Here is a 16,315-nt window from a genome sequence, read left to right as displayed (position 1 = left end):
GTACAGCGTACTACTCGATCGGGAGCTGCTGAGCCTCCCAGTCTTTAAGTTTTATTACTGTTCGATCCAACGCAGTCGGACGAAGTGAGCGGGACGACCCCAGATGTCAGGCGTTGCCGAAATGTCTTCTATCGCCAAATTAAAGGGAATGGAGGTTGTAATGTATTGTTGGGCAAGACCGCCCAGATCGGGCGTTAATTGGGCAGCAGCGGTGGTAGCGATGCCTAAACCCAAAAGTTGCTCGATGGGGCCACGAGGCAGGACGAGATGGATACCCAAGGCGAGTCCGGCGGTGACAAGCATCCCGACTGACAAATTCGTGCCGCAACGCGGATGCACGGCGAGGTTCCATTCTCCACGGGTAATGCGCCGGAGGGCAGTGCGAACAGCACGATGCAAATCAGCGCTGTTGACTTGACCGTAGAGGTAAAATCCTTGGTCGGTGGAAAGACCTCCTAGAGTGTTGTTATCTAGTTGCCTGGAGGTTGATACACCCCTGGCGTTCGGGGAGTTACAGGTGTCGCTCAAGACCCAAACCGTGGCGTGTTCTAAGGCATGAACCTGACGCAGCATCAGGATTTCCTTTAGCCCAGGAACAAAGTTCAGGGTTCTGAGGAGATCGGCATCTTGTGTCGGTTGAGGAGCTGGGGAGTCAAAGCTCCAGTCAAAGCTCCAGAAGTTGCCAGTCTGAGAAGAAGCAGAAGCAGTAGTCATAGAGTAGAACTACTCCAAAAGCAGATAGATTAACTGGGATGTTTTTCAACTTTAGCGTTTACGCCTTTGAGCCGTTGCAAATTTTTGTGAGATTGCCACTCCTGCTACTCGCGCTCAAAAGCCGGTCACGTTGGGGTTTTGTCGGTTGAGTTGTTGAAAGGCTACTCCAGCAAGGTAGATTGATGAGCAGGCTGCTGAATGGGAATTTCGATTGCGAATTCTGTTCCTTTTCCTGGCTCTGAGAAGCATTGCAAGCTTCCACCGTGCTTCTCAACGACAATTTGATAGCTGATGGCTAATCCCAGCCCTGTTTCTCTTTCCACATTTTTAGTGGTGAAAAAAGAATTAAAAATGCGTGACTTTACTTCGGAAGCGATACCCGGCCCATTATCGATAATCCGAATCGCTACTTTATCAGCAACTAGGGGCACCACTGTGCCGTGTGCGTCCTGTTGATTATTTGTTTGATTGTCAGTTGTGTGTTCGCTGACCGCCGAACCCTGAGTGCTGACAATTGAGGTTTGGATGACGATCCGGCTGGGATGGTTTCGGATTTCATCAGGCGATCGCTCTTTGTCATAATCATTCAAGGCATCAATCGCATTGCTGAGAATGTTCAAAAACACCTGATTGAGTTGTCCTGCATAACACTCTACCGGGGGTAAATTCCCATACTCTTTGAGGATCTGAATTCCCGAATGTTCTGTCTTGGCTTTCAGTCGATGCTGCAATATTAGTAAGGTACTCTCAATTCCTTCATGAATATTGACCGGCTTCATCGCTGATTCATCTAAGCGCGAGAAGTTACGCAAACTCGAAACAATCTGACAGATTCTGTCAGCGCCTACTTTCATGGAAGACAACATTCTGGGCAAGTCTTCAATTAGAAAATTTAGATCGATTTCTTCTGCCTGTTCCTGAATCCTTAAAGACGGCTGAGGATATTCTTGCTGATAAACTACCAACAAATCCAATAAAGCTTGAGTATATTCATCTAAGTAAGTGAGGTTGCCGTAGATGAAATTAACTGGGTTGTTGATGGCGTGAACAACACCGGCAACCAGTTGACCTAAACTCGCCATTTTTTCAGATTGAATGAGCCGAGCTTGAGTATTTTGCAGTTGTGTTAAGGCTTCAGTCAGTTGTCGAGATTTCTCGCTGAGCATCTCGACTTGTGCTTCTACTTGAGCGTGCAACCGAGCCTGTTTGATAAAGTTAAGATAGGCTTTGGAGTGGTAGCGGATACGAGCGACTAGCTCAATTTTGTCTGGCAGTTTTATCAAGTAGTCATTTACATCCAGAGCAAAGGCTTCCGCTTTGACTGCTGGATCTTCTTTCGCTGAAAGTACAATAATCGGAACATCTCGCGTTGCGGAATTAGCCCGAAAAAATCGCACCAACAGTAACCCGTTAATTTCGGGCATTACTAAATCTTGTAAGATGACTGTTGGAGCAACTTCTGTCGCCATTTGAATTGCTTGAGTCGGTTCACTACAATAGTGAAAAATGATATCTTCTTCAGTGGCAAGCATCCGACGTATTGCTACACCAACCAGAGCTTGATCGTCAACGAGTAAGACGGTTAATGGCTGTTCCAAAGAAGAAGCTGATTCGGTTTCCTTAAGCATTGCGAGCATTCATCAACAAGAACATTTCACTTTTCTAGGAAAAATTTCCCTAGTTACGTTGAAATTTGGTTTGCGATAATTTATTTAATTAGATTGGTTAAATAAAATTATTTTTATGATAAGTGATTTTTAATCAATATTCTGATTGTAAAAAATCGTCCGCGATCGCGATTGTTTTTTCGGACTTATGCCTAAAGCAATCGTCAGTGTTAAGTTAGAATGTAATCGCAGATACAAGAACTTCTAGAGCATCGGTTTATTTATCACAAACGAAGCGTAAAGTTACCGAGTCAGCCAAATTTAGAAGGGTTGCAGAAGACTCGCGGTTAATCATGTCTCTACAGCAGGTCAACCCCTGCTATTTAACTTTAGTGGGATGCGTCCATCAATTGGGAGCCGCTGGTGTGGTTGAGGCGGGGGCTTCAGGGCTGTTTAGAGGTGCCGAACGACTGGTGGGTAAGGATAATTCGACACTGGGGCCACGATCGTAAATTTCAATGTCCCACTGCCCGGAACGATTGGATTCAAAGGCAATAAATCGACCGTTCCCGCTAATGGTGGGACGGCGGACTTCACCAAGAATATTGTCGGTAATGACCTCAGATTGCAGGCTTTGGCGGTCATAAACGAAAACATCTGGTTTGCCCCGTTCCTCGGAGATGTAGACGATGTAACGACCATCAGCACTGATATCTGGCTGTTCGTGGATGACACCCGCTTGGTTGAGTCCGGGGAGAGGGATAAGGCGACGACGCTGAACGTCGTAGAGATAAACGCCGCGACGGGCTTGGCGGCTTGAGGTAAAGACGAGGTAGCGACCATCGTAAGAAAAGCGGGGTTCTTGTTCGGCGGCTAAGCTGTTGAGGGAGGCTCCCAGCAGTTGCGGAGGCGGAGTGAGCAAGCCGCGATCGCGACATCCACTCAAGGCGGCAAATAAACCAACTGCTAAAACTGGCAGATAACGTTTGTGTTTAGTCATTTGTCATTAGTTTTTCGGAATAGATATTAAATAACTTCAGTCTGGTCGGGGAAGTACGTCAAAAGGGCGGAGATTCCCCCCGCCCTTTCGATGTGGCGTTTGATGTTACGACCACCCAACCAGAGTACTGAATGTAGCGTTGGGTAACGCGATCGCTTAACCCAATCTACGAGGTGAAGGGATGTAGGTTATTGAATCCGCGACCCTGATTGATTCGTTTGCTAGCGAATTAGCCATTGACAAATTGAAAAGCAATTGACAATTCGCCATGAATTCGCTAATCTCACAATTCACAATAATTGACTGACCAACAACCCATAACCAACAACCCATGACCAATGACTAATGACGATTGTCTTTTGACGATTGTCTTTTTTCGTAGGGTTTCCCGGTTGCTCGCTTAGGAAATCACTTCATCCGCCGGTGTGGGCAAGGTACAGCAGTTGACTTCATTGATACAAACTTTGCCCCATTGCAAAGCCCAGCGTAGCAGCGCCACCCGATTGTCAGTCTTGGTTTTGGTCAATACATTGCTGATGTGGTTATCCACGGTTCGTTTGCTGATTTCCAGCTTTTGGGCGATGTCATGATTCGTTAAGCCAGCAGCAACTAGCTCAATGATTTGCAGTTCTCGCTCGGAGAGTGTCGCAGGGGTATAAGTCTCGCTACCAGCCATAAGTATTTTTTCCTTAGTTATATCTACTTACTATCTCTTTAATTTTAGAAGATCCTTTGGGGGTAAGCCCGTTCGTGACTGGGATTGAGACAATATCTCCCACCTCTGGGAGTCGGAAAAAAGGCTGGGATCATCTTGAGCTTCTGTGAATATCCGGATCTAGGGGGTAGAGGCTCTGGTAGGCTGAGTTCATGTTGACAAGGAGTGCAGTTGTGACCCATCCCCGCGTTCTCTGCCTCGGAGAGATTTTGTTTGATTGTCTAGCCGATCAACTGGGGCGATCGCTTGAAGATGTCGAATCTTGGACGCCTTATCCGGGCGGCGCACCCGCAAATGTGGCGTGTGCTTTGGTCAAGTTGGGAACCCCTTCTGGATTTATCGGCTGTGTAGGTAAGGATCAGCCGGGAGATCGATTGGTGCAGTTGTTGCAGGAAGTGGGTGTGGATAGTACGGGCGTGCAGCGCCATGACACCGCACCGACGCGGCAAGTTTATGTAGTGCGATCGCTATCGGGCGAACGGGAATTTGCCGCATTTGGCGTTAGCTCCACTTCTGCAAAAGAAACTCGTGACACGACAGAATTTTCCGATACGCACCTACAAGCGTCTGCATTGCCAGAAGCTTTGTTTGAAAACGCTGATTTTCTCGTCCTGGGAAGTCTGGAGTTAGCTTATCCTGATGCGCGAGCGGCAATTACGAAAGCCCTGGAACTGGCAGATCGGTACAATGTCAAAATTGTGCTAGATGTGAATCGGCGCGATATGTTCTGGCCCGATCCCAGCGATTCCAAGCCGATGATTCAGGAACTGATCAAGCACGTCGATTTCTTAAAAATCACTGACGAAGAAGCTGAATGGTTATTTGAAACCACTGATGCTGGCGCGATCGCTTACCGTCTGGATTCAGTAGAGGGCGTTTTAGTGACCGGCGGTGAAAAAGGCTGTGCTTACTGCTTGGGTGGGAATGAAGACAAGGTGCCAGCTTTTTCCGTCAAGGTGGTAGATACCACAGGCGCGGGGGATGGGTTCCTTGCCGGGTTCATCGATCAGTTGTGCAAGCATGGTATTCAACATCTCGCTGATGCTGAAATGGCAAAGCAGGTGGTAACTTATGCAAATGCAGTGGGTGGGATCACCGCAATGAAGCCGGGAGCGATCGCTGCACAGCCAACGGCGGCTGAAGTGGAAGACTTCCTCAAAACGGTAAAGGTTGAAGGTTGAAAGAATCGTTGATGCACGAGTCTGAATCGCTCTTGAGCTTGATTGGTGAGCGCATTGCCAACAGTCCCAACCAGCGGATTACCTTTGCTCAGTATATGGAGTGGGTGCTGTACGAGCCGGACTACGGCTACTATGCCACAAACGCCGTCAACATTGGGCCGGAAGGTGATTTTTTTACCGCTCCCAATCTGGGTGCCGACTTTGGCGAACTGCTGGCTGAGCAATTTGTCCAAATGTGGGACATTTTGGGACGTCCGGCGCAATTTACGCTTGTGGAAATGGGGGCGGGACAAGGACTCCTAGCAGCAGATATTCTGCTGCATTTACACCAGCATCATCCAGCATTCTTTCATGCCTTAGAGTACCTGATCGTTGAAAAGGCAGCGGGGCTAATTTCCCAACAGCAGCAGGTGTTGCAGAAATTAGCCCCAATATTCGCCCAAATGCAAGGCGCTACACCCGTTAGGTGGTGTTCTCTGGAGGAGATACCTAGCGCTTCGATAACTGGCTGCTTTTTTTCTAATGAGTTGGTGGATGCATTGCCAGTGCATCAGTTTGCGATCGCGCAAGGGAAGCTCCAAGAAATCTATGTCACCATGCCGGATGGAACCCATTTTGAGGAAGTAATCGGCGAACTTTCTACGCCTCAACTGACTGAGTATTTTGATTTAGTGGGGCTTGAGTTGCCCTCTGCTGCCTATGCAGATGGCTATCGCAGCGAGATTAATCTAGCCGCTGGTGCTTGGCTGAGTACAGTTGCCGATAAGCTGAAGCGCGGGTATTTGTTGACGATTGACTACGGCTACCCAGCGGCTCGATATTACAATCCCCAGCGGAGTCAGGGGACGCTTCAGTGTTATTACCAGCATCGGCACCATAACGATCCTTACGTGCAGATTGGGCAACAGGATATCACCGCTCATGTGGATTTTACTGCCTTGGAGCGTTGGGGCGATCGCTGCGGCTTGGCATGGGTGGGTTTTACGAAACAGGCGTTGTTTCTGATGGCGCTGGGATTGGGCGATCGCATTGCTGCCCTTTCTCATAGCGATCGTCCGATTGCCGAGCAGCAAAGCATTATGGATGTACTGCGCCGTCGTGACGCCCTACACCAGTTCCTCGATCCAACGGGATTGGGCGGTTTTGGGGTACTGGTGCAGTGCAAAGGGCTAAGCGAGGACGAGAGAAAGCTAAAGCTCAAAGGTTTGACAATGCCATAAAACAATTAAAAATTTGCTTTTTCATTTTTAATTGTTTCAGCAACTTCAATTAAATTTTCAATTTTTTTGATATTTGGATCGCCTGCTAAATAACCAATCCCGCGATGCAAATGCAGGCGAAATTGAGTCGCCAAAGTCTCCCGATCGGTTCCTAATCTATCGTTGTGGCAGCGCTGCTTTAAGGCAATTAACAGAATATCAGACAGTTCTCCACCAAAGACACGCCAAGTCATTTCGACATTACTATCTCCTATAATTGGCACCGGCGAAGGGATTGTTGGCTCTGCCAAAGAGCGACAAAATGCCCAGCGGCAAAGAATATTCCACTGATCGATTTTGGTGTTGCGCTTGAGCTTACTTAGCTGATCTTTGGCTGTTTGAGACAGGCGAATTCGGTCAATGGGTGGTTCCATCAGTCTTTAAATAGAGCCTTGAACGATAAAACTTGAGGATTACTCGCCCGAAAGCGATCGCTTCCAAGGAGTGCTAAGCACGGAGCCTCCTCTAATTCTTTACATTAAACCGCAATTCAGTAAAAATTCTCTAACAAAATATCTTTTAAAGTTAACCTTTGCGTACCTTTGGGTTTAGAAATAAAATAGAGTCTATTTGCAGGGTGGTAAGCCAAGTGACGAAAGAACCCTATTTAAATGAAGTACAGGAGCCAATTACGACAGCTCCATCAGAAGTTTATCAAATCATTGAGCGAGTATTACAGGCGGAGAAAGATAAGCTCTACATGAAACAACCGCGCAATATCAATGATGATATTTTGACAATTGTGAAGGAAGTCGTGCGATGAAGCTAACTTCCATCAAATTATGTAATTTTCGGCAATTTTATGGTAAGACTCCAGAAATTTTGCTTTCCTGTGGAGAGGAAGAAAATACTACGATTATCCACGGCAATAATGGTGCGGGAAAAACAACGCTGTTAAATGCATTTACGTGGGTATTGTACGAGAAATTTAGTGCCGCTTTTGCTTCACAAGAGCAGCTGGTGAATAAGCGATCGCTTGCAGAAGCCAAACCCGGTTTTCCAGTAGAATGCTGGGTGGAAGTTACTTGGGAACATAACGATAAACGCTACCGAGCAAAACGCGAGTGTCGCGCTTATAAGGGTGCAACCATCGAGCAAGGCGAAAGCAAATTGTATATGCAAATCGCCGGGGATGATGGAATTTGGAGATTGCCTACCCAACATCCGGAAGATATTATTGGGCGAATATTACCCGAAAGTTTGCATCAGTATTTCTTCTTTGATGGAGAGCGAATTGAGCAAATTGTTCGCTCCGAAAAAAAGGAGGAAATCGCTGAAGCAACGAAAAAACTTTTGGGAGTCGAAGTTTTAAATCGTGCCATCAAGCATCTGGGGGAGGCAAGAAAAACCCTAGAAGCTGAGTTAAAAGCAATTGGTGACTCTCAAACTCAGCAGTTATTAAAGAAAAAAGAGCAGCGAGAGAAAGAAAGCGATCGCTTATCTAATCGTCAAACTGAAATAGGGGAAGAGTTAGCCGCTCAACAAACGCTGAAAAAAGAAATTAGCGCCCATTTACGGGAACTCGATGCGGCTAAAAGTTTAGAAGAAGAACGAAAATCTCTGGAAGAACAGAAAGCTGTCAATCAACAAAATCTGAAAACAAGCCAGGAAGCCTTAAAACGGGCTATCGCAACCCAAGGTTACACCGTTTTATTATCCGAGACAACAGCAGCATTCCGAGCGATTATTGATAATTTACGACAGCGAGGCGAGCTACCCTCTGGCATCGATCGGCAATTTGTCACTAATTTATTATATCAGCACCGCTGTATTTGCGGTACAGAATTGCATGAGGGAACTGCTGCTTATGGAAGTGTTGAAACCTGGTTAGATAAAGCAGGAATTGCGGCTGTTGAGGAAACTGCGATTCGCATGAGTGCCCAAGTAGATGAAATTGATAAGCAAGCACCGGCATTTTGGGAAGAGGTGGATACAGAGCAAGCGAATATTACTCAGTGTAGACAAACCATTTCTCAAATAGAAACGCAACTAGATGAAATTCGGGATAAGTTAAGAAAAGATCCCAGTGAGGAAATTCGCAACTTTCAAAAGCGGTTAGATGAAATTGAAGCAAAAATTCGAGATTTAACTCTAGAAGAAGGGGAGAATCGCCAGAAAATTGCCGATATTAAAACTGAAGTTGAAAGCTTAGGGAAGCAAATTGCCAAACATGAGATGAATGAGGCAAAGCAAGCGCTAGCCCAGCGACGAATTGCTGCAACCCAGGATGCAATTGAGCGATTAACCGAAGTGCGATCGCGTCTCGATCAACAGTTCCGCGTGCAGCTAGAAAAGCGAGTACAAGAAATATTTAGCGAAATTTCCTTTACTCCCTATATCCCAAAGCTTAGTGAAAAATACGAGCTAACATTAGTAGAAAATACCGCCGGTTCAGAGTCACCCGTCGCCGCTTCTACGGGAGAAAATCAAATTCTCAGCTTATCGTTTATCGGTAGCATTATCGATAGGGTTCGCGAGTGGAGTCATAAGGAAATGCTGATGGTACCAGATAGCAGCACGTTTCCAATTGTGATGGATTCTCCCTTCGGAAGTTTGGATGAAATTTATCGGCGGCAAATTGCGAAGACGATTCCCAGATTAGCAAATCAGTTAGTGGTTTTAGTCACTAAAACTCAATGGCGCGGTGAAGTAGCCGCAGAAATCGCTACTCGGATTGGTAGGCAATATGTATTGACTTATTACTCTTCTAAGCCGGAATGCGAAAAAGATTCGATTGAATTAAACGGAAACGATTACGATTTAGTTAGGCAAAGTCCTAACGAGTTTGAATATACCGAGATTGTAGAGGTGGATTATGATTTCTAGTTCATCAGCGGCTGTACAACAGAATTTAGTGACAGATACCTGGATAAAAGCACCTTGGGAAGAATTTATTGCACTAGCTGATAATCCTGCTTATGAAAAGGGTAAATTTTTCTATCATCACGGCTACATGAGGATTGAAATGGCAGCAGTTGGACCACTTCATGCTAGGGAAAATTCTATTGTTTCTAGCGTAGTGAAGATGTTTGCTACACTTAGAAATATTAGAATTGTAGAGTTAAACAATGCCACTTTTCGCCAAAGAGGGGTAGGCGAATTTCAACCGGATTTGTCTTATTATATCGGCGCTGAGTTTCAATTACCACCACGAACAAACTCGCCAATCAATTTGAATGAGTTTCAATCCCCTGCCTTAGTGATTGAAATTGGGGCGTCATCGGTGAATGACGATTTGGGGATGAAGCGGTTAATTTATGAACGTGTAGGAGTGAGGGAATATTGGGTCGTTGATGCGAGTGCAGATGATGCGATCGCATTCTCGATTTCCGATGGGCGGAGTGGCGAAATCCAAGAGTCGTTGGTATTACCAGGATTGACGCTTTCTCTCGTTGAAGAAGCACTGCAACGCAGCCAATCTGAGGATGATGGGGCAATTACTCGCTGGCTGCTACAATCATTTAGCTAAAAATGCAGTCAAAAGAAAGAGGATAAAAAGAGCGATCGCTCTTTTTAAAATTTATCCGCGAAAGGAGTAGGAATGGAAGTTTCCCCCAACACAGCCCGGATGATTGATTATTGGCTTGGCGGTTCTCATTACTTCCCAATTGATGTGGAAGCAGCCAAAGTTTTTACCGGAGTATACCCTAATTTCCCAACCGTTTTTCGCAAGTTACGAGACTACATTGGTCAGGTATCCCGCTATATCGAATCGCAGGGAATTGACCAATTTATGGTGTTCGGTTCCGGATTACCAACTTGTGGGAATGTGCATGAAGTTGTACCGCAAGCAAAGGTTCTCTATACTGATATCGATCAAGCAAATATCAAACTGGGTCAAGAGATTTTAGCCGAGAACTCGAACGCTGACTACACTTTCTGCGATGCGACAAACCTTGATACGCTCGATCGAGCGGTTGTTGCACAAGTGCTGGGGTCAATTCGGCGTTTAGGTATGGTTTTTGTGGGTGTTGCAGCCTTTATCCCTGATGAAATTATGACCCAGATGCTCGATCAGCTCTATGATTGGGCACCGGCGGGTAGTTTCTTGGCGCTGGATTTTGATGGTGAAGCGGGAATACTATATCCGGAATTGCTAGAACTGTTGGACTCAATGGGGGCGCATGTTTATATGCGTAATCCCGAAACGATCCGATCGCTATTGGGACGCTGGCAATTAACCGAGCATGGTATCCTGCCAGTTGAGGCGTGGCAGGCTGACTTATCGGCAAAACCGATTGAGGCTAGCGAGCCGGTTTTTATGTATGGCTGCGTGGTTTATAAATAAATAAGATTGGTCGGCGCATCCCTACTGCAATGCTGCTGAAGCGTCGATTCAGTAATCAAAGACCTAGCCCCCAACCCTCTTCCCTACAAGGAACGGGGGAAAATTACTACCTTCCTATAGCAGGAAAGAGGTTCTCCCTTGGATTACTGAATCAGCTTTGTAGATACAGGGCGATCGCGCATCGCTTTCCGCTGGCAACAAATTTGTCTAAAAATACTTCAAAGACTCTCGTTGACATTCAAGCCTTTTAATGGTTAAAACTCTCAAATTCTTAACAAATCCTGCCGTTACTTCCGTTCTTTTTGTGTCTTTGTTGGGTTTATCAACACCCAGTACTGCCGCTTTTTCTGACATTCAAAGCCATTGGGCGAAAGATTGCATTACTCAGTTAGCCCAAAGAAAGTTAGTGACGGGCTACCCGGATAGCAGCTTTCGCCCAGAAGCAACGGTGACACGCGCTGAGGCGGCGGTGCTGATGTTGAATGCCTTCCCGAATGCGCCAGTAAAGCGTAGCAGCACAGCTTTTAGAGATGTGCCTGCTAGTCACTGGGCGAATAAAGCGATCGCAACCGCTTATCAAAAAGGCTTTTTTTCGGGTTATCCCGGCGGGATTTTTCAACCGAGTCAAGCCATTCCCAGAGTGCAAGCAATCGGCGTTATAGCAGGTGCGGCAAATTATCCCATCCCGGAAAATGTCAGTCAGACGCTAGGGCAGTATTTTAACGATGCGGCGCAGATTCCAAGTTATGCCCAGAATGCGATCGCTTCCGCAGCAGTGGGCACCCTTGTCGTCAATTATCCTAACGTCAAACAGCTCAATCCCAATCGCAGCGCCACCAGAGGGGAAGTGGCAGCGTCGATGTGTCGGGCGTTAAACATTTATACGATTCCGCCGCAGTATATTGCCGGGGTGGAAGTGCAACCGATGGAGGTGCGGGCTTTACCGGGAAAACTGGATGCCGTTCCCACCTTTAACAGCAACAGCCCCGAACTCGTGACAACTGAAGGCATTCTGCTGTCCACCTTCCCCCCAGCAGGCAAACAGGTGCCGGAAGCGCATTTAAATTTCCCCTTCCAGGGACGATTTGATTTATTTTCTCATCACATCGCCAGGGCAGAAAATTCCTCGCAAACGCGCACCCTTTACCAAGGCGTGATTTTGCACAATCCCGGCGATCAACCTGCCACTGTCGAAGTGCTGCAAGCAGCAAGTTACCTTTCCACTCCCGATGCGCCGTTTATTTCCTTGCCAGATATTAAAGATAATCCTAACGGCACCGTCTACGCTGGCCCTGGCAGCCGGACAATGAATGATGTGCTGCGAGGGATTCGGCAGGAAAAATTCTCCCAAAAGGTGACGATTCCACCGGGGCAAAGCCAAATGCTGATGAATCAGCCAATTCCGGTGAAGGCTCCCTCCTCGAATGGTCGCACCACGATGATGCGGTTGTCGAGCGATCGCCCAATTTATGTTGCCAATTTAGCCATGAATGCCCCCCGCAATGGCAATGGCAGCGAGAGGACACCTACTTTGGCTGAATGGCAAAAGCTGCTGAATACAGGCGGTTTGGCAGGGAAGCGCGATCCAATTCCCACACCATTAGATCCACCTAGAGAACCTACAGTTTTTAGTCGCGTGGCGGGTGTGTCCCAAGGGGCACAATGGCAAGCACAAATGACCGATGGTTCTAATTCCTCAGATTTAACGATTCCTCAGCCAGGAAAAGCGTTTTCCTATGCGTTGGGCACTCTGCATCTCATTACCCTCGGCACAAAGCAAATTCAAAGTGCCCCGATGCTAGTTCGCTATCCTGATACAGCGTATTTTGCCCACAGTAACTACGGGGTGGAATACAATCTCACTTTGCCGCTAAAGAACTCTACTAATCAAACCCAAACTGTTACTGTATCTGTACAAACACCCCTGAAAGATGAGGGAGGGACAGATAGACTTTTGTTCTTAAATCCCCTCTCGAAGCAAGTCTTTTTTCGAGGCACAGTCAGGCTGCGTTACAACGATGATAATGGAGTGGAAAAGACGCGCTACGTGCATCTGGTACAGCGACGCGGACAGCCGGGAGAACCTTTGGTAACGCTGAAGATGCCGTCAGGCGACAAGAGACAAGTACAGGTAGATTTTCTCTATCCTCCAGATTCCACACCGCCGCAGGTTCTCACCATCAGCACAAATGGGTAACTCACAATGAATTTAAAAACAGAAACAACAATTGAAGCTTTATACCGCATACCGGAAAATGGCAAAGCGGAAATTGTAAACGGAGAATTGGTACTGATGGCGGCGACAGGTTTTCTGCCAGGACGTGCAGGAGGTGAAATATATGTTAGCCTACGCGATTACGAACGCAGCACCAAAAGTGGTTATGCTTTGCCTGATAATGTTGGCTTTATTGTCAATCTTCCAAACCGCCGCTCTTTCAGCCCTGATGCTGCATTCTACATCGGCAATCCTAGCGGCGGAAAGTTCTTAGAAGGGGCACCCGTTTTTGCTGCTGAAGTGAGAAGCGAGAATGATTACGGTGAGGCAGCAGAAGCGGAAATGGCAGCTAAGCGTCGGGATTACTTTGCGGCGGGTACGCTGGTGGTATGGGATGTAGATGTACTCAAGGCGGAAGTTGTCAAGGTGTATCGTGCTAGCAATCCCTCAAAGCCGCAAGTTTACCGTCGTGGTGAGGTGGCTGAAGCTGAACCCGCTGTGCCGGGATGGTTGATGGCAGTAGACGATTTGTTTGTTTAGACGCCCACTTTTAATAACACTCAATCAAGCTATTTTTACAGCTAAAAATCTATGACTGTAACTGGTAGACGCTTGTGGACTGTAGATGAGTACCACCGCATGCTCGAGACAGAAATTCTGACAACTGACGAGCAAGTGGAACTCCTAGAAGGACAGATTCTAGAAATGAGTCCTCAACAACCTCCCCATGCTGCTACGATGCAACGGGCGTTCAACTATCTCAACAGTCTACTGACAAATCAAGCGTTCCTGCGGATGCAGTTACCAATTACGCTGCGCCCCAACTCAGAACCCGAACCCAATATTGCTGTTGTTCGTATCGATCCCCGCATCTTGAGCGTCACCCTACACCCGATGATATCTTCCTGTTAGTTGAAGTGGCAGATTCTACTCTAAATAGAGATTGCCAGATGAAAGCACGCACTTATGCCAAAGCTGGGATTGCTGATTACTGGGTTCTGGATGTGAACACGCGACGAGTTTACGTTTTCCGCGAACCGGGAGAAGCGAATTATCAACAAGAAATTATTTTGGATGAAGATGCCACGCTTTCTCCGCTTGCCTTTCCAGAGATTGAAGTTCAAGTGAATCAACTGTTTCCCTAATTTGAGGATCGCTCTGTATCTGCATGGGTTCGGCAGATAATATAAAGAAAGTTCATTGTGCAAAGTCTTATTTTCTAATCAGACTATGACTCAAAAGCCTAAAGGATTTGACCCAGCGCCTCGTCAGCCCAAGAAAAAAGAAAAAGTGGATTTGCCTCAAGAAACCGAATTCAAAAAGCCGAAAGGTTTTCTTGAGCTTGGGGGAACAATTTTTAGGCTTGGCAAGGAGTTGGTTAGCTTGGGAAAAATATATCTGGAGCAAAGATTGAAACGTTCCCAAGGCAAAAAGTGAACATTTTAGCTTAGAAGATGAACAGAGCGATCGCTATTTCAATTCGTTATGAGTATTTAAGCAAAAAATATTAACACAATGGGCGCAAACAGAATCAGAATTGCGAAAGATAAAGCTGATTTGGTGCAAGGCTTAGTAGCATCTGATAGCACAACTGGCCCTTTCCAAACCTACGCTGATGCGATCGCGTTTGCAGCAGCCTTGGGGGCAAAGCGGAGAAAGCGATCGCCTTTAGGAGAAATCTCCAAAAGGGAACCGGGTGCGATCGCCCTAGAGGTTTTTGTATCTAGAGGCACCGATCGGGTGATTCAGTTATTATCGATCGCTGAAACTAAAGACATAAAAATTCTCTCTCCTACTGATGAAAATTCCGAAGAACAACGCATCCGGATTTTTGAAGAATATGCCAACGGAGGGTTAGAGATTATACAAGATGAGTTGCGGGGAACAGTAGACTATACAGCCACCCTTTTATTACTACTTAGTTCTGAACGTAATAAGGAAGACCCAGTAGAAGGGGAATTCGATCTCAGCAGGTTTCTCACTTAAGTTAGCTTTTATTATTACGTCCGACAAGTTTATCTAGCTAATTTACATGAATCATTAAATTTTTTCTCTCCCTCGTGTACTTAGCGAGCATTAACGCGCATAGCTAAGCGCATCCGCGCCGCTACGCAAACGCTAACGTGGTTCGTCGGGAAAATCTTTTACACATCCAACGATACACAAAATAATTTAATCAAGCCAGGAAATGATTGCGATTAAATTTTGCCGAATTTTGAGGTTAGTCACTCAAATTTTGGCTTACGCCTACTCAGGATTCATTGTCTTGTATTTCCTGCTGAGACTAATATTTTGGGATAGTTTCTGGCTTGTTGGCTTTGTTAGCACCTTTATCCCTTTTATTTTTTTACCGATATTAATTTTACCACTATTGGCATTTTCAATTATAAAAAAACGATGGTTCTCGATTATTTCATCGATTGCTTGCATCTTGCTGGTCAGTTGGTTGCATCTGAAATACTTTTCTCCTCACGCTTTACGATCAAACAGTTCCCAGCCTCATATCAAAATTTTATCCTTAAACAACAGTTGGCATAAAACCAGTTCCCAAAATTTAGTTAAATTAATTCAACAACAACAACCCGATATCATTTGTTTACAAGAAATTGTTCGCAGACATACTGAAAAAGCTTTTCCCCGCTTACAGACATCCTACCCCTACCAAATTTATGCCCAAAGCGTGGCAATCCTCAGCAAATATCCAATTTTATTCTCCGAAAATTTACACCTAGCGGGTCATCAAGAAATTCAGCAACGAGCGATTACCCAAATTAATCAGCAAGACGTAGTTGTTTATAACATTCAAGTTATCTCTCCCTGGATTCGTCCTCAGAAAATTTTGCCTTTCCTCACTGTCCCGATTTATGATTACACAAAACGCTCGGCAGAAATTCAGGATTTAGTGCAGCGGCTCCAGAAAGAAACCAAGCCATTTATTGTGGTTGGTGATTTTAATATGACAGACCAGTCGCAAGACTATCATTATTTAAGAACAGTTATGCAAGATTCCTTCCAAACATCAGGGTTAGGTTTTGGCTTTACTTGGCCTCATGGCTGGGAACTAAGCTTCCTGATTAAAAACTCAACTTCAAAATTAAATTATCCCCTCTTCAGAATTGACTATATTGGGTATTCAAAACATTGGGGTTCTCACTCTAGCAAAGTTTTACCGACAACAGGTTCAGATCACTTACCCGTAGAAGCAGAACTCATTTATCTCAAATCTGGTTGAGTCATAAAATTAGTAGTAGTCTGTCAAAACAATTTTGATAGTTTGTTCCAGGCGCAATTAATCGCGTCTGGAACTCAGGAACTCATTCAGTTACACGAAAGCCG

16 protein-coding genes and 1 pseudogene are annotated in these 16,315 nt (G+C 45.9%); 12 read left to right on the top strand and 5 right to left on the bottom strand.

The genetic code is table 11. The features are described from left to right. Positions 1-54: 54 nt before the first annotated feature. The 4 genes from NC996_RS15905 to NC996_RS15890 form a co-directional block, all read right to left on the bottom strand. Complete coding sequence (locus NC996_RS15905) at positions 55-714, bottom strand: DUF6391 domain-containing protein (RefSeq protein WP_190411025.1); 660 nt, start codon at positions 712-714, stop codon at positions 55-57. A 161-nt stretch (positions 715-875) separates the two neighbouring features. Then, complete coding sequence (locus tag NC996_RS15900; protein ID WP_190434941.1) at positions 876-2,342, bottom strand: ATP-binding protein; 1,467 nt, start codon at positions 2,340-2,342, stop codon at positions 876-878. A 385-nt stretch (positions 2,343-2,727) separates the two neighbouring features. Then, positions 2,728-3,321, bottom strand: coding sequence for a PD40 domain-containing protein (locus tag NC996_RS15895; protein WP_190684084.1), 594 nt, complete (start codon positions 3,319-3,321; stop codon positions 2,728-2,730). A 400-nt stretch (positions 3,322-3,721) separates the two neighbouring features. Further along, positions 3,722-3,997, bottom strand: a complete 276-nt coding sequence (locus tag NC996_RS15890; RefSeq protein ID WP_190411022.1) for a LuxR C-terminal-related transcriptional regulator — start codon at positions 3,995-3,997, stop codon at positions 3,722-3,724. A gap of 212 nt (positions 3,998-4,209) precedes the next feature. Here NC996_RS15890 and NC996_RS15885 point away from each other — a divergent pair, with 212 nt between their 5' ends. Together NC996_RS15885 and NC996_RS15880 are read left to right on the top strand one after the other, a co-directional pair. Beyond that, positions 4,210-5,217 carry a PfkB family carbohydrate kinase gene (locus tag NC996_RS15885; protein WP_190678461.1) on the top strand — a complete coding sequence of 336 codons (1,008 nt, stop codon included), beginning with the start codon at positions 4,210-4,212 and terminating at the stop codon, positions 5,215-5,217. Between the two features lie 11 nt (positions 5,218-5,228). Continuing rightward, complete coding sequence (locus NC996_RS15880) at positions 5,229-6,437, top strand: class I SAM-dependent methyltransferase (RefSeq protein ID WP_190684080.1); 1,209 nt, start codon at positions 5,229-5,231, stop codon at positions 6,435-6,437. 5 nt (positions 6,438-6,442) lie between these two features. On the opposite strand, the gene dndE is transcribed toward NC996_RS15880, so the two are convergent. Further along, complete coding sequence (dndE, locus tag NC996_RS15875) at positions 6,443-6,850, bottom strand: DNA sulfur modification protein DndE (protein WP_190684075.1); 408 nt, start codon at positions 6,848-6,850, stop codon at positions 6,443-6,445. Positions 6,851-7,065: 215 nt separating this feature from the next. Between dndE and NC996_RS15870 the strand changes: the two genes are divergently transcribed. From NC996_RS15870 to NC996_RS15825, 10 genes and pseudogenes are all read left to right on the top strand, one after another. Further along, positions 7,066-7,239: a hypothetical protein gene (locus NC996_RS15870; RefSeq protein WP_190411017.1), complete on the top strand. Its 174-nt coding sequence runs from the start codon at positions 7,066-7,068 to the stop codon at positions 7,237-7,239. After that, positions 7,236-9,302 (top strand): AAA family ATPase, encoded by a 2,067-nt coding sequence (locus NC996_RS15865; protein ID WP_190684072.1) that lies wholly within the window; start codon positions 7,236-7,238, stop codon positions 9,300-9,302. The genes NC996_RS15870 and NC996_RS15865 overlap by 4 nt, the downstream gene beginning before the upstream one ends. After that, a complete protein-coding gene (locus NC996_RS15860; RefSeq protein WP_190684069.1) occupies positions 9,292-9,945 on the top strand; it encodes a Uma2 family endonuclease in 654 nt (217 codons plus the stop codon). Before NC996_RS15865 ends, NC996_RS15860 begins: the two co-directional genes overlap by 11 nt. A 72-nt stretch (positions 9,946-10,017) precedes the next feature. After that, positions 10,018-10,764, top strand: coding sequence for an SAM-dependent methyltransferase (locus NC996_RS15855; protein WP_190684066.1), 747 nt, complete (start codon positions 10,018-10,020; stop codon positions 10,762-10,764). Between the two features lie 250 nt (positions 10,765-11,014). Beyond that, complete coding sequence (locus NC996_RS15850; protein ID WP_190684063.1) at positions 11,015-12,961, top strand: DUF3370 family protein; 1,947 nt, start codon at positions 11,015-11,017, stop codon at positions 12,959-12,961. A gap of 6 nt (positions 12,962-12,967) precedes the next feature. Then, positions 12,968-13,519, top strand: a complete 552-nt coding sequence (locus NC996_RS15845; RefSeq protein ID WP_190411012.1) for a Uma2 family endonuclease — start codon at positions 12,968-12,970, stop codon at positions 13,517-13,519. A 51-nt stretch (positions 13,520-13,570) separates the two neighbouring features. Next, positions 13,571-14,124 (top strand): annotated as a pseudogene (locus tag NC996_RS15840) (Uma2 family endonuclease). A gap of 145 nt (positions 14,125-14,269) precedes the next feature. Beyond that, the gene (locus tag NC996_RS15835; RefSeq protein WP_348260004.1) at positions 14,270-14,416 is read left to right on the top strand and encodes a hypothetical protein; all 147 of its coding nucleotides are present in this window, start codon (positions 14,270-14,272) and stop codon (positions 14,414-14,416) included. Between the two features lie 78 nt (positions 14,417-14,494). Continuing rightward, positions 14,495-14,965 (top strand): DNA phosphorothioation-associated protein 4, encoded by a 471-nt coding sequence (locus tag NC996_RS15830; protein WP_190684057.1) that lies wholly within the window; start codon positions 14,495-14,497, stop codon positions 14,963-14,965. Between the two features lie 202 nt (positions 14,966-15,167). Further along, positions 15,168-16,211: an endonuclease/exonuclease/phosphatase family protein gene (locus NC996_RS15825; protein ID WP_190684053.1), complete on the top strand. Its 1,044-nt coding sequence runs from the start codon at positions 15,168-15,170 to the stop codon at positions 16,209-16,211. Positions 16,212-16,315: the final 104 nt, after the last annotated feature.

Source organism: Trichocoleus sp. ST-U2 (genome assembly GCF_039961875.1).
In the GTDB taxonomy this organism is placed as follows: Bacteria; Cyanobacteriota; Cyanobacteriia; order Cyanobacteriales; family FACHB-T130; genus FACHB-T130.
This window is presented reverse-complemented; position numbering and strand designations above follow the sequence as displayed.